Origin of the sequence: Kribbella flavida DSM 17836 (assembly GCF_000024345.1) — a bacterium.
GTDB lineage: Bacteria > Actinomycetota > Actinomycetes > Propionibacteriales > Kribbellaceae > Kribbella > Kribbella flavida.
In genome coordinates, this window is record NC_013729.1 from 7,476,481 (window position 1) to 7,490,108 (window position 13,628).

Consider the following 13,628-nt stretch of genomic DNA (forward strand, 5'->3'; position numbering starts at 1 on the left):
AGAGCCGTGCCGGACCGGACTCAGAGGCTGCGCAGCTCGGGGTCGCGCTGGTCGAAGAACAGGCCCTCCGGCGGCGTGACGGTGGCCAGCGGCGGGGCGGTGTACTCGCTGTGCTGGCCCCGGCAGCCCGCGAACGGGCCGTCCGGGCTCAGCAGCACCATCATGTGCGGGTCGGCGTGGTCCCGCCACCAGACCGACATCCCGGTGGCCGGGTCGAGCCGCAGGTGCTCCCAGGCCCGCCAGATCGAGTCCAGCCGGCTCAGCGCCTCGGCGTGCCGGAACCACTCCGGGCACCACACGTACGTCTGGCCGAGCCGGCGGGAGTACAGGTACACCAGCCGGTCCTCGACGAAGGCCGCGACATGCGGGTAGTACAGCTCCATCGCGTCGTCGTCGTCCATCACTTCACTCCTCGCCGGGGCCAACCTGGTCAAGCAAGCGGCGCGGTCCGGGTGGACCGCGCCGCTCAGCGCACGAGCATTGTCACCCGCGGCGGTCGTTCGGGTTCGGCGGGCTCCACTGGGCCTGGCCCCACTGCTGCTGGGGCTGGGACGGTTGCTGGGGCGGTGGCTGCGGCGGCTGCTGCTGGGCCGGCCAGGTGACCTGCGCCGGGCCGAGCGGGTTGTGCTGGGCCTTCTGGCCGGCCGCGACCCACGGGTTCGCCGACGCGCCGGCCGGACCCGCGGTGGACGCCGCGCCCGGGTCGTACTGCGCCAGCGAGGCGCGGACCGCGCCGGCGTCCGGCCGGGCCATCCACGGGATCGTCCGGATCATCGTCGCCGGCGTACCGGAGGCGAACACGATCGCCCGGCCCGGCGGCATCGAGGTCAGGTCCGAGACCTCCATGATGCTGTGCCGCTGGATCTGGCTGCTGTGCGAGCGCTCGCCCTTCTGGTACGAGACCGAGTTCGACCGGATGTCGTACTCGCCGATCAGCTTGCTCAGCCGCTCCAGGAAGTTCGCGTCGGACACACCACCGCCGTACACCCGGATGTTCGCGGACGACCAGAGCTTCTCGATGCCGTGCTCGCCCCAGCACTCCACGCCCTGCGCCCAGGACTGCAGGATCGTCATCAGCACGATGCCGCGGGAGCCGAAGTGGCTGTACAGGTCGGGCAGGTCCTTCCAGCGGCAGACGTTCGCCGCCTCGTCCAGGACGCCGACCAGCGGGGTGGGCAGGCGGCCCATCGGGCAGGTCTTGGCGTAGTCCTCGGCCGCCTCGACGATGGCCACCGTGAGCGCGGCGACCAGCGGGCCCGCCGTACCGGTGCCCTCCTTGGACAGGCTGTACAGGGTGCCGCCGCGGCGGATGAAGTCCTGCGGGCTGAACTGCGGCCGGTTGTCGGACGGACCGTTCGGGTTGACCCAGCGGGCGACCTGGCGGTTGAGCAGGAACTGCACGTTCGGCTGGGCGCTGCCGAAGACACCGGCGCGCTGCTTGTCCGGCAGGCTGTAGAGGCTGGCCATCTGCTGCGCCGCGAGCTCGTACCCCGGAGCGTTGTCGAGGATCCGGGCCGGCTCGTCGTTCAGCTGGTCGCTGAGCCACAGGTAGACCTGGGTGATCGGCCGCTTGGCCAGCGCGGCCGCCAGCAGCAGCCCGGCGAGCAGGTCGGTCGCCACGGTGTCGAAGTAGGCGTCCGAGCGGGCGCCCTCCCGGCGCTGGCTGTTGACGATGTGGTCGGCGAACTGCTTGGCCTTCACCTCGCTGGTGACGTAGGTCAGCGGGTTCCACCACCAGGTCGGCTCCTCGTCGGCGACGCCCTGGGGGTCGAACACCCAGACCGGGCCCTTCGCCGTCCGCGGGCCGCGGGTGGCGTCGACGATGTCGCGCTTGTTCGAGGTGGCGATCACCGCGCCCGGCGCGTCCAGGATGGCCGGCACCGCGCGGGTGGTCGTCTTACCGGTCCGCGGGCCCCAGATGTCGATGTGCATGTCCTCCCAGGAGCCGAACAGCTCGAGGTCGTCGCGCACCGTACGGCCGATGAAGACGCCCGGACCGGCGTGCCCGGCGCCGAGCCGGTTCGCGGTCTCCTGGGCCCCTTCGCGCAGGATCTTGCGCAGGTCGCGGCGGTTCGACATCAGGTCGGCGTGCCGGTCCACCCGGGACCGGCTGCCCCGCCGGCGGCGCAGCAGCAGGAAGACCCCGACCACCAGCGCCACCACGATCGCCAGCTCGGCGATCAGCACCGCGGTCGCGGCCGGCGGCCACTCGTAGTCGCCGGTGGCCAGCTCGATCAGCACGCTGAGCGGGTTGCCGGTCGGCTTCTTCACGCCGCTGATCGACGCCCCGACCGAGGCGGCGATCCAGGTGCCGAACGAGGCGAACCCGACCAGTCCGATCAGCGCGAACAGCCCCATCGCCTCCGGCGACAGCGAGTTCGGTCCGGTGCTCTTCCTGCCTTGCGCCATCAGTCGTCAACTCCCGTACGGGCGACCACGCGGGTCGTCGGGTCGGGCGGCGGCAGCAGCGACGGGTCGTCGAAGCTGTACTGCTCGACGACCTCCTCGGTCCCGTCGTCGGCGATCTCCACCTTCAGCGGCGTCCCGTCGGCGCCGGTCTTCCACAGCTTGTTCGTGTCGTTGATCTCGCGCTCGACCGAGGTCAGCCCGACGTGCACCGGGATGCCCGGCCGGCCGCCGACCTTGATCAGGAAGTTTCCACGGCCCGGGGGCGCGGCCTCCTCACCGGTCGCCGGGTCCCACGCGGGCGGGTCCTGCCAGCCGATCAGCATGTTCTGCTCCTCGCCCGACAGCGGGACGACAGCGGTCAGGTTCTCCATCTCGGCCCGCGGCAGCCCGCCGCAGATCACCATGCCGGACCGCTCGACGAAGCCCTTGGCCTTCATCCGGTCCTCGGGGTGCTCCAGCGCGAGCAGGTCGGACATGGTGTGCGAGATCATCGCCATCCCGACACCACGCTGCCGGTTCAGCCGGGTCAGCGCGTCGACCCGGTCGACCAGGCCGCGGCCGGCCCGCAGTACCCGCCAGAGCTCGTCCAGGATGACGAAGTAGTGCCGCCGCGGCTCGAGGCCGGCGTCCGCCAGCGCCTGCGAGACCGCGACCGCGCCGAACCCGTACGACCAGCAGGCCAGCAGGACGGCGGCCTGCAGGTTCGTCTCCGAGTCGTCGATGTTGGACACGTCGAACACGACCGGACGGTCCATCTGCATCGGGTTGTCGGTCTGCTCGGAGAAGATCTCGCCGAGCCGGCCACCGCCGACCAGACCGATCAGCGACGCCTCCAGACCCTCGGTGATCTGGCGGTAGCGGTCCAGGCTGCCGCGGTCCAGGGCGACGTTGCGGACCCGGTCCGGCGCGTCCTGGACCACCTTGAGCAGGTCGCGCAGGACCGGCGTTCCGTCGTGCCGCTCGTCGAGGACCTTGAGGGCCTCGTCGATGATGGTCTCCTCGCGGTCCGACGGCGGCGCCGAGCGCATGATCGAGATCAGCGCCGAGACCATCGTCTGCCGGCGGCCGTGCGCGTCGGCCTGGATCGCCTGGCGGGCGCTGCCGGTCAGCCGGAGCGCGGCCTTGCGGGACTCGCCCGGGTCCAGCACGTTCAGGTGCCCTCGGCCACGACCGAGCTCGATCACCTGGCCGCCGAGCGCCAGGATCAGGTCCTTGTAGTCGGGCTTGAGGTCGCCCAGCACCAGCGGCTGGATGCCGTAGCCGGCGAGGCCGAGCGCCATCCGCCGAGTGATCGTCGACTTGCCCAGACCCGGCTTGCCGAGCACGAACATCGACGGGTTCGAGATCAGCTTGGCCCGCATGAACCAGCTGATCGGGTCGCAGCACATGGTGGCGCCGGAGAGGATGTTGCGGCCGATCGGGACGCCGACCATCGGGCTGCCGGTGCCGGCCGCGAACGGCCACATGCCGCAGACCTGCACCGTCGTACCGCGCCACTCCGCCGGTGCCTGCAGGTACGTCGAGTAGCCGCCGCCCATCCCGGGCCAGCCACGGGGCATCGGGCGGCGGCCACCCTTGCTCGGGTCGACCGGCTTCTTCTTCTTGCTCACGATGTCTCCCGTCGACTCACAGGGCTTCCCGCAGGCCGGCCGGAACCGACAGGTGGCTCTGCATCACGATGCCGAGCGGCAGCCCGGCGACGAAGGCGGAGTCCTGCGACCCGTACGCCGGCCGCAGCAGGACGCGGGCGGTGGCGCCGAGGTTGTCGATGGCGGCGACCATGTCCGGCAACTGCTCGGCCGACATCACCGTGCCGGTGACGACCATGCCGAAGTTGACCAGACCGGCGCCGCGGGCCTCCTCCTGCGCGGTCCGCTCCGCCGCCCGGGCCTCGGCCATCGACCGGGCCGACGGACGGGCGGAGGCGGTGGCCCGGAACGAGGCGTTGCGCTTGTCGGCCTCGACCATCCGGGCCGCGGTGGCCGCGTCGAGCGGCCGGTAGAGCAGGGTGACGCGCTTGCGGTCGATGTCGGGGTGCGGCCCGACCAGCTGGGACAGCACCGACGAGAACACCTCACCGCGAGGCGCCTGCGTCATCTGCCAGGTGATCGACCAGGCGCTGTCGTGCCGGTACTTGTCCCAGAACGCCTGGGCGCCGGCCGGGCCGACGTCGGTCCACTGCAGCTCGGGCGAGATGCCCTGGCTGCGCGCCTCGTCGATCAGCACCGCGGCGGCCGGGTCGTAGGCGATCCGGACGGTCTCGCACAGCTCCTGCGCGGCCACCGGACGCGCGGCACCGGCACCGGTGGAGTTCAGGCTCTGGGTGAGCGCGGGCAGCCGGGACGCCAGCTCGCGGCCCATATCGTCTTCCTTGCGGCGCTTGCCGTTGCGGTCGGTGCCCTTGAACGTCAGCGCGACCCGGGCCGACACCAGCGCCGACCCCTCCGGGTAGGTCTGGATGACCTCGGCCAGCATCGCGCGCGCGATCGCGGGGCTGCCGTCCTGCATGTTGTGCGACACCTCGCGGCGCAGCCGGATCCCGGTGTCCGGCGCGGTCTCGACGGTGACCGAGGCGGCGACGATGCCCGGCTCGTGGCCGAGCGAGGCGAGCCACTGACCCCAGTGCGCGACCCAGACGTCGACCTGGTCCTCGTCGACCAGCGACGCACCGTCCGGCTCGGCGTTGATCACCACGGTGAAGTGCCGGGTGCTCGGGTAGAACAGCAGCGCGAACGGCCGCCCGTAGGAGTCCTGGTACTCGCTGAGCTGGGAGGCGGCGGCCAGGCCGGGCAGCTGGAACTTGCCCCACGCCGTACGGCCCAGTGGTCCGGATCGGTAGATGTTGTGCCTGGCCATCTTCGCTCGCTGCCATCCAATTCGGGTCGAGAGCCTCTGCAGGGCGGAGTGCCCGTGCTTGTCCTTGGTCATCAGCAGCAGCAGGATCGTGCCGACGATCATCAGCGACACCAGGGCGCCGGCCACACCGCTGGCCAGCGTGGCGATCATCGTGATCACCAGGCCGAACATCATGATGACGGTGCCGAGCATGCCCATCCCGGCGATTCCCGCCGAGGCGGGCGCCCGCCAGTTCCCGTACGTCCTGGGAGCCGTTCGTACGTTGTCAGCCGCTGCCACTTGGTCCCTCATCCGTCGAGTCGTTGTCGACCGCTTCGTTGCCTAGCGCTTGGGCGCCATCGACGGCCCCCTTGGCGACCGCAGCCGCCGCCGCGGCGGTGGCCACGACCGCGACACCGACCGGTCCGGCCGCGGCACCCGCGCCGGCGGCCGCACCGCCTGCTGCCGCACCACCTCCGGCTGCCGCACTACCTCCGGCGGCAGCACCGCCGGCCGCGGCGCCACCACCGGCAACTGCACCGCCGCCGGCCGCACCTCCAGCACCGGCACCAGCACCGGCACCCGCACCGCCGCCTGCCCCGGCGCCGCCACCACCGGCGCCACCGCCACCGCCACCACCACCGCCTGTACCGCTGCGACCGGCACTGCTGCTGGCGCCGCTCCGACCACCGCCGCCACCGCCGCCACCGCCGCCACCGCGACCGCCACCGCCACCGCCGGCACCGCTACCGGACGGGGAGGAGGAGTTCTGCGATCCTCTCGGGCCGGAGTTCTGCGACGACGAATTGCTGGGGCGGCCGACGTTCCGGGCGCCGCTCGGGCCGTCGCTCTCGCTCGAGGTGCTCTCGGACGCCTTGTCGGCGAGCTTGTCCGCACCCACCAGCTTCGCCGCCAGCCCGCCGGCTCCGGCGCCACCCGCGGTCGCCGACACCATCGGCGCGATGAAGCGCATCAGCGCGGGCATCGCGAACAGCGCGAGCACCAGCATGGTGACGCCGGTGACCATGTTCATGATCGCCGGCCCGGCCTCCTGGCTGGTGAACGCCAGCGGTCCGTTGCGCTCACCCTCCTCGAAGGCCGCACCGGTCAGCTTGATCGCGGTGGCGTAGATCAGCGCCGCCACCGGCTTGTAGAGGATGAAGGCGGTCAGCCAGGACAGGATCCGCAGGAACCAGCCCTTGCCCATCTCCGTGTTGGTGGCGGCCGCCGCCACCGGCAGCACCCCCAGCAGCAGGATGAGCATCGCGTAGCGGATCACCATCAGCACGATCTGGATCACCGACGCGAGCAGCGTGATCACCGCGATGGTGATCATCAGCCCGACGCCGAGGGTGCCGGCCGACGCGACCGACAACCCCAGCATCACCGTCATCGCGTCGCCGAACGCCTGCGGGTTCGCGTCGCCGAGCGAGCAGGTCCAGCCGGTGGTCCGGTCGGTGTCCAGCGCGGTCGCGACGATGCACTTGGAGAAGGTGTCGCCGATGCTGATCAGCAGCTGGGCGATACCGATCGCCAGCGTCGACGCGACGGCGAGCGTGAGCAGCGACCGGAGCAGGTCCCGGGCCGAGTCGCCGCGCTGCGACCAGGCCATCTGGACACCGGCCACGATCACGCCGATGATCGCCGCGAAGACCGCCAGCCAGCTGGTGTGCTGCCACAGCCAGCCGACCGTGGCGCTGGCCGGTTCCCCTTGGGCATTGCCCACCGCAGGGGTGTCGACGAAGACCCAGAAGGTGCCGATGGTCGCCATCAAGGCGCCGATGGCCTCGGCGAGCGCACTGAGAATCGGATCGAAGATCAACGCTATCAACGCCTCGACTGCGGGGGTGAGTGCCTCGAGCAGGAAGTCCCGGATGCAGGCGTCCCAACCGTCGTCGCACAGGAGCGCCAGCACCTCAGCCTCCGGTCTTCGGTGAGACGAACCGCAGGATGGCCGGCAGGGCGACGACGGCCAGCATCATCATGGCGACACCGGTGATCACGGCCAGCGTCTTGTCCGGCGCCCCTTGCGGGGTGCCGATCAAGGTGATGGCGGCCGCGTAGATGATCGCCGCGATCGGCTTGTAGAGGATGAAGCCGGCCAGCCAGGCGACCGCCCGCTTGAACCACATCATGCCGGCCTCGGTGTTGGTGGCCGCCGCGGTCAGCGGCAGCACCCCGACGAGCAGGATCAGCATCCCGTACCGGATCACCATCAGGGCCAGCTGGACCAGCGACGTGATCACCATCAGGATGCCCATCACGATCACCAGCATCAGCCCGACGCCCTCGGTCTTGAGCGGGTTGACCAGGATCTCGCCGATCCGGGTGGAGAAGTTCGACTGGCCGATCGCCTCGTCGACGATCCACTCGGAGAACGCGTCGGCGATCTGGATCAGGGCGGTGGCGAACGCGACCCCGCCGGTGGAGACGACGACCATGGTGAGCAGGCTCTTGATGATGTCGCGGACCGCCTCGCCGCGCTGGGCGATCGCCATCCGGACGCCGCCGATGATCATCGCGATGGTGGCGACGAAGATCAGGATGAACAGGGTCCGTTCCTGCAGGAACGCGACCGCGCTGTTGCCGCCGAGGTCGGGGGTGTCGATGTCGATCCAGAGCGTGCCGACCGCCTTCATCACCGCCTCGACCGCCTTGATCACCACGAACTTGATCGCGTCGAAGATCAGCTTGAACAGGCTGCCGATCGCCCACTCGAGCGCGTCGCCGAGGTACTGCGAGATGCAGTCGCCCCAGTCCCAGGGCGCCCAGGAACAGCCCAGCGGGATCATCAGGCGCCCCCGAACCGGACGTAGCCCTCGAGCGACTGCAGCACGTCCGGGGCCACCTCGCCGTTGAAGCTGCCGTCGGCCTGCAGGACCAGCTTCCAGTCGCCGCCGGTCCACAGCAGGGTGACCGGCAGGCCGGCCACCTTCTGGCTGTCCAGCCGGACCGCGACCGAGACGATCGCCCGGTTCGGCAGGTAGTCGACCACCTTGAAGCCGGCGAACTGCGAGGTCTGGCCGGTGTTGCGGGGGGTCGGCGACGTGCGGGTCGCGGCGAGCGCGCGGGTCCGCCCCGGGCCGGGGGCGATCCGGTTGCGCAGTACCGCCTCGGTCAGCTCGGGGTTGCGGATCTGGCCGAGCGTCACCATCGCGGCCAGCACGGCGCCGGTCGGCGAGTGGGCGAAGCAGTGCCGCAGCCCGTTGGCGTCCTCGAGGGCCGGTCCACCCTGCCGCTGCAGCGGGATGAGCATGTTGGTCTCGAACTGCCAGCTGACCGCGCTCGGCGCCTCCCGGGGGATGCGCTGGTCGGGGTTCTTGGTCCGGCACCCGCCGACGCCGCTGGGCCGCACCGGGGCGGTCGGCGTACTGGCCGTCGGGTCCGGGGTGGCCGGAGGTTCAGTGGACTCGTCGGTCGGGTCGTCCGTCGGCCCGGCCAGGGTGGGAGTCGCCGTGGGCGCCGGCTGGGTGGACGGGTCGTCGGACCCCCCGACCACCAGCCAGACCGCGGCGCACACGGCGACAGCGCCGAGCACGATCGCCGAGGCGACGACGCCCCGGCTCTCCCACGGAGAGCCGGCTGCGGTGCCGTCGTCCTCGGCCCCGGATGAGTCGCGTCCACTGAACCAGGCCATGCGGTCAGCCCCGGGACGAGCCGTGCAGGGCGGTGCGCGGTGTCGTCGTCATCAGACGATGGCGTTGACCAGCGCCGACGCCGTACCGATGACGATGCAGCCCGCGAGGACCCAGCCGAGGCGGGCCGCGTGCTCGCCGCCCTCGCCCCGCCGCTGACCGATGGCCATCATGGCGCCGGCGACGATGACACCGAGGATGCAGATCGAGATCGAGATCGTGGTCACCCAGCCGACCACCGTCTCGACCTTGTTCTGGACCTCGTTCGGCAGAGCGTCCCCGAGCGGGACGAGCAGGTGGGTGAACTTAGCCAACATGGAAAGAGCCTCTCAGTACGGGGCGGGGTAGTCCGCTGGATTTGACGCGCGAAGAGCGTAAATGGATTCGAGAACTTCGAAAACCTCGTCAGGGGTGTTGTCGGGCGTGGGATCCTCCCCCCTTCGCCACTCCTCGATCCAGGGGATGTCCCAGACTCTGGGCACACCGCCGCCGACGATGTCGGCGAAGTCGTCGAGCACCCGCGGCAGCCGGCCGGGAGCGTCCGCGATCAGCACGAGGCCGAGCACCGCGACGCCCTGGACCACCCCGGAGGCCCACTCGATCGCAGCCCGCTGTGCGGCGCGCAGGCCCGATCCGTGGGTCCGCGCGACCAGCACGACCGGCGTCGGCACCGGTGGCGGAGGGATCGGCCAGCGGTGTCCCGCCGCGCGCGTGCCGGGCAGCAGCTGCGCCATCGTCGACTCGCCCGCTCCGCCGTGCACGCCGACCCACCACAGGGTGTCGGCGGCGGGGATGGCGAACTTCGGCAGCCGCTGGTCCTCGGCCGGGGCCGGTACGCCGTGCTGGGGTGCCGACGGCCCGCGAGGGGACAGGTCGGGCAGGCCCGGCGGGGGGCCTGGAACCGGCTGCGGCCCGGGCGGCAGTGGCTGCTGCGTCGTCCACGGGTTGTGCTGCGGTTGCGTCATGGCCCCTCCTCTCGCGGCGTGTCACGGGCTGTCGCCCACAGTATTGTCTCGCTCTTCGCGTACACCGGTTTGACCCATCCACAGGCGAGGATGTTTCTACCCCCTTGTCGGGGTCAGACGAGCCGGACGGCTCGCGGTTCGGCATGCCTGGGCGGCAGCACGTGTTCGGGCGGTCGCCATGCTAGAACGAGAGTCCGTGAAGCCGACGATCGAGGGAGTTCCGTGGCGCGGATGAGTGGTGACCGTGGCTGACAAGGGCATCCCGTCCTGGCCGAAGGTCACGATCCGGCTGTACGACGACCACAACGCCGAGGTGAAGATCGCCGGGCGCAGCCACCCGGTGAACCACCACGACCCGCGGCAGGCGGCGCTGGCGCTGGTCGCCGAGCGGGCCGGTCAGCTGGGCCGGCCGGTGAAGGCGACGGCCGTCGAGGCGGACGGCTCGTCGTGGCCGCTGGTGATCCACCCGGACGGCCAGGTGGACGCGATCGAGGTGGCCGCCAAGCGCAAGCCGATCTGGCCGATCCTCGTGGCGGCCGGGCTGGCGATCGTGCTGGTCGGCGGCACCACGGCGTACCTGCTGCTGGGGCGTGAACCGGCCACCCCGAAGCCGCCGGCGGTGAACAAGCTGCCGGAGCTGCCGGCGCCGAGGATCGTGCCGGACCAGTTCATCGCCCGGCCGGCCCCGCCGGGCTGGGCCGCCAGCGCAAGCTGGACGCTGGACATCGCCGAGGGCTCGGCGCCGGCCGTGTCCACCGACGGCAGCGAGGTCGCCGTCCTCACCGAGGACCAGAAGCTGGTGGTCCTGGACAGCGGCGGCAAGGTGCTCTGGCAGGACGAGGTGCCGAAGAACGCCGGCGATCCGGTCTACACCACCATCGACTCCCAGCAGGTGCTCGCCGTCGCCACCCCGAAAAAGCTGTTGTACTGGCCGGGCGACGGGTTCGAGCGGACCGAGATCGAGCTGCCCGACGGCGCGGACGTGCAGTTCTTCGGCAGCTCGCCGCTGGTCACGTTCGGCGACGACGGCGCGAGCGTGGTGAGCAACGGCGCCCTGCAGACGGTGCAGAACCAGCCCCGCTTCTCGACCGTGCTGCTGGCCGAGGGCGACAAGGCCCTGATCGCCCGGTACGCCGGACCGCTGTACTGGAGCCAGCCCGGTAAGGAACTGCAGGAGCGGGCACTCAAGCCACCGGCCGGTGCGACCAGCGTGAACCACATCGCGATGGCCAGTCCGGGGCGCGCGATGGTGATCTGGAACACCAAGAACCCCTCCGAGGTGATCCCGACGGTGAACTCCACCGCGGACGGGTCGGTGGCAGCGACCTGCCCGAAGGTGGATCTGCTCCGGGTGCAGAACTGGAAGTGGGTGCCGGACCAGACCGGCAAGGTCGCGGCGTACGGCGAGTGCGTGATCGACTTCATCGGTCGCAAGACCAGCTTGATCCAGGATTTCGACCCGCTGTCGGTCACCGGCACGACGATCTACGCGAACGTCGCGGGCAGCCTGTCGTCGATCGTGCCCGGCGGCGGCAAGCTCACCGCCCTGCCCGCAAACGCGGCGCGCCCGTGGGGTGTCGCCGGCAACCGGGCCATCGTCGTGCACGACACCGTCCTCTACGCCCTGGACAAGAAGTGATCCCCGTCCGGCGCCGGCAACCTCCAGGCGCGGGAAGGGATGATCGCCAGGCGTCGCAGTACGGAGCTCGGCGGTGGGTGCTGGCCGGGCTGGTCTCGGCGGTGCTGGCTCTGGCGCCGGCGTCCGCGGGAGCGGCCGGGCTGGACAACGAGCCGCAGCCGACGAACTGGCCGACGGTGGACAAGCCGACCGGGTCGGTCAGCCAGTCGGACCCGAGGCCGGTGAGCCGGCCGACGGTCGCCAAGCCGGAGCCGGGGCAAGGCAACGACCCACGCCCGCTGAGCTGGCCGGCCCCCGACAAGCAGTAGCCCGCGCGGAGGAACCAGCAAGGGCGGAGAAGCAGCGACGGCCCGGACTCCTGGAGTCCGGGCCGTGCTGGTGTTGCGGGGTGGTCGTCAGCTGGCGACAACCTCGAGGCGGACCGTGGCGGCCACCTCGGGGTGCAGCTGGACCGAGACCTGGTGCTTGCCGGTGGTCTTGATCGGCGAACCGATCGCGATCGCCCGCTTCTCCACCAGCGGACCGCCGGCGGACTTGATCGCACCGGCGATGTCCGCCGGGGTGACCGAGCCGAACAGGCGGCCGGTGTCGCCGGCCTTCACGTTCAGGGTGACGCCGAGCTGCTCGAGCTGGTTCTTGACCTCGCTCGCGTGCTCCTTGCCCTGGATCGCCCGGGCGTCGCGCGCCCGCTTGATCGTCTGGATCTGCTTCTCGGCGCCCCGGGTCCAGCCGATGGCCAGGCCGCGCGGCACCAGGTAGTTACGGCCGTAGCCGTCCTTCACCTCGACGATGTCGCCGGGGTTGCCGAGGCCTTCGACCTCCTGCGCCAGGATGAGCTTCATGTCTCAGACCTCCCTCAGCGAGCCGTGCTCGTGTACGGCAGCAGGGCCACCTCACGAGCGTTCTTGATGGCGGTGGCGACGTCGCGCTGGTGCTGCACGCAGTTCCCGGTCACCCGGCGGGCGCGGATCTTGCCGCGGTCCGAGATGAACTTGCGCAGCAGCGCGGTGTCCTTGTAGTCGACGTACGTCGCCTTGTCCTTGCAGAAGCCGCAGACCTTCTTCTTCGGCTTCCGGATGATTTTGGCCATTGTGGTGCTCTCCTCCTAGCAGAGCCCGGCACGACTGCCGGAATGGTCACTGTTTCAGTGCTGGATACCCCGACCGGTCAGAACGGAGGCTCTTCCATCGAGCCGCCGCCCTGGCTCGCCCAGGGGTCGTTCTGCGGGGCGGCGGACTGACCGCCGCCACCACCCTGCGGGGCCGCCCAGGGGTCGTTCGCCGGGGCCGCGTTGCCGCCGCCACCGCCGAACCCGCCACCGGAGTTGCCACCGCCACCCCCGAAGCCACCGCCACCGCCACCTTCGCCGCCGGGGCCCGAACGCATCGTCCGGGTCACCTTGGCGGTGGCGCTGCGCAGGCTCGGGCCGACCTCGTCGACGTCGATCTCGAAGACCGTGCGCTTGTTGCCCTCACGGTCGTCGTAGGTGCGCGACTTCAGCCGGCCCTGCACGATCACGCGCATGCCGCGCTGCAGCGACTCGGCCACGTTCTCCGCGGCCTGCCGCCAGACGGCGCAGCTCAGGAACAGCGACTCGCCGTCCTTCCACTCACCGGACTGCCGGTCGTACGTCCGCGGCGTCGACGCGATCCGGAAGTTCGCGACGGCGGCACCGGACGGGGTGAACCGCAGTTCAGGGTCGTCGACAAGGTTGCCGACCAGTGTGACGACGGTTTCGCCTGCCATTACCGTTCCTCCTGCTTTCGGGTGTGACTGTGTCCACAGCTATCAGTAGCGGCTGCCGCCGACAGAACCGATGCTGCTGACGACCCCAGGGGTCAGTGCTGGTCCGGCCGGATGACCTTGGTGCGGAGGATCGACTCGTTCAGCGTGAGCTGACGGTCGAGCTCCTTCACCACCGCCGGCTCGGCGGTCAGGTCGATGACGGCGTAGATGCCTTCGGCCTTCTTCTTGACGTCGTAAGCGAGCTTGCGACGGCCCCAGATGTCGAGCTTCTCGACCGTGCCACCTTCCTTGCGGACGATGTTCAGGTACTGGTCGAGGGACGGCTCCACGGTGCGCTCTTCGAGCTCAGGGTCGAGGATCACCATGACTTCATAACGACGCATGCGCGAACTCCACCTC

General features: G+C 70.8%; 15 protein-coding genes. 2 read left to right on the forward strand and 13 right to left on the reverse strand.

Annotated elements, in window-relative coordinates; translation table 11 throughout:
- Nucleotides 1–20 precede the first annotated feature (20 nt).
- The 9 genes from KFLA_RS34720 to KFLA_RS34760 form a co-directional block, all read right to left on the reverse strand.
- Nucleotides 21–401 carry a DUF4913 domain-containing protein gene (locus KFLA_RS34720; protein ID WP_012924527.1) on the reverse strand — a complete coding sequence of 127 codons (381 nt, stop codon included), beginning with the start codon at nucleotides 399–401 and terminating at the stop codon, nucleotides 21–23.
- Between the two features lie 82 nt (nucleotides 402–483).
- Nucleotides 484–2,409, reverse strand: a complete 1,926-nt coding sequence (locus KFLA_RS34725; protein ID WP_012924528.1) for a type IV secretory system conjugative DNA transfer family protein — start codon at nucleotides 2,407–2,409, stop codon at nucleotides 484–486.
- Nucleotides 2,409–4,019 carry a hypothetical protein gene (locus KFLA_RS34730; RefSeq protein WP_012924529.1) on the reverse strand — a complete coding sequence of 537 codons (1,611 nt, stop codon included), beginning with the start codon at nucleotides 4,017–4,019 and terminating at the stop codon, nucleotides 2,409–2,411. Before KFLA_RS34730 ends, KFLA_RS34725 begins: the two co-directional genes overlap by 1 nt.
- 16 nt (nucleotides 4,020–4,035) lie before the next feature.
- Nucleotides 4,036–5,556 carry an SCO6880 family protein gene (locus tag KFLA_RS34735; protein ID WP_049797485.1) on the reverse strand — a complete coding sequence of 507 codons (1,521 nt, stop codon included), beginning with the start codon at nucleotides 5,554–5,556 and terminating at the stop codon, nucleotides 4,036–4,038.
- Nucleotides 5,531–7,159: a TrbL/VirB6 family protein gene (locus KFLA_RS38060; RefSeq protein ID WP_012924531.1), complete on the reverse strand. Its 1,629-nt coding sequence runs from the start codon at nucleotides 7,157–7,159 to the stop codon at nucleotides 5,531–5,533. The genes KFLA_RS34735 and KFLA_RS38060 overlap by 26 nt, the downstream gene beginning before the upstream one ends.
- A gap of 1 nt (nucleotide 7,160) precedes the next feature.
- Entirely contained in the window at nucleotides 7,161–8,036 is an 876-nt protein-coding gene (locus tag KFLA_RS34745; RefSeq protein ID WP_012924532.1) for a TrbL/VirB6 family protein, read from the reverse strand.
- A complete protein-coding gene (locus tag KFLA_RS34750; protein WP_012924533.1) occupies nucleotides 8,036–8,881 on the reverse strand; it encodes a DUF8175 domain-containg protein in 846 nt (281 codons plus the stop codon). The genes KFLA_RS34745 and KFLA_RS34750 overlap by 1 nt, the downstream gene beginning before the upstream one ends.
- Before the next feature lie 51 nt (nucleotides 8,882–8,932).
- Entirely contained in the window at nucleotides 8,933–9,196 is a 264-nt protein-coding gene (locus KFLA_RS34755; RefSeq protein WP_012924534.1) for a TrbC/VirB2 family protein, read from the reverse strand.
- A 12-nt stretch (nucleotides 9,197–9,208) separates the two neighbouring features.
- A complete protein-coding gene (locus KFLA_RS34760) occupies nucleotides 9,209–9,844 on the reverse strand; it encodes a DUF6668 family protein (protein WP_012924535.1) in 636 nt (211 codons plus the stop codon).
- Nucleotides 9,845–10,082: 238 nt separating this feature from the next.
- On the opposite strand from KFLA_RS34760, the gene KFLA_RS34765 reads away from it, so the two are divergent.
- A complete protein-coding gene (locus KFLA_RS34765; RefSeq protein WP_012924536.1) occupies nucleotides 10,083–11,483 on the forward strand; it encodes a hypothetical protein in 1,401 nt (466 codons plus the stop codon).
- Nucleotides 11,484–11,560: 77 nt separating this feature from the next.
- Complete coding sequence (locus tag KFLA_RS34770) at nucleotides 11,561–11,791, forward strand: hypothetical protein (protein WP_012924537.1); 231 nt, start codon at nucleotides 11,561–11,563, stop codon at nucleotides 11,789–11,791.
- Nucleotides 11,792–11,878: 87 nt separating this feature from the next.
- On the opposite strand, the gene rplI is transcribed toward KFLA_RS34770, so the two are convergent.
- The 4 genes from rplI to rpsF all read right to left on the reverse strand — a co-directional run bounded on the left by rplI (nucleotide 11,879) and on the right by rpsF (nucleotide 13,612).
- Complete coding sequence (gene rplI, locus KFLA_RS34775) at nucleotides 11,879–12,325, reverse strand: 50S ribosomal protein L9 (protein ID WP_012924538.1); 447 nt, start codon at nucleotides 12,323–12,325, stop codon at nucleotides 11,879–11,881.
- 14 nt (nucleotides 12,326–12,339) lie between these two features.
- Nucleotides 12,340–12,573: a 30S ribosomal protein S18 gene (gene rpsR / locus KFLA_RS34780; protein WP_012924539.1), complete on the reverse strand. Its 234-nt coding sequence runs from the start codon at nucleotides 12,571–12,573 to the stop codon at nucleotides 12,340–12,342.
- 77 nt (nucleotides 12,574–12,650) lie between these two features.
- The gene (locus KFLA_RS34785) at nucleotides 12,651–13,229 is read right to left on the reverse strand and encodes a single-stranded DNA-binding protein (RefSeq protein WP_012924540.1); all 579 of its coding nucleotides are present in this window, start codon (nucleotides 13,227–13,229) and stop codon (nucleotides 12,651–12,653) included.
- Between the two features lie 92 nt (nucleotides 13,230–13,321).
- Complete coding sequence (gene rpsF / locus KFLA_RS34790; protein WP_012924541.1) at nucleotides 13,322–13,612, reverse strand: 30S ribosomal protein S6; 291 nt, start codon at nucleotides 13,610–13,612, stop codon at nucleotides 13,322–13,324.
- Nucleotides 13,613–13,628 lie beyond the last annotated feature (16 nt).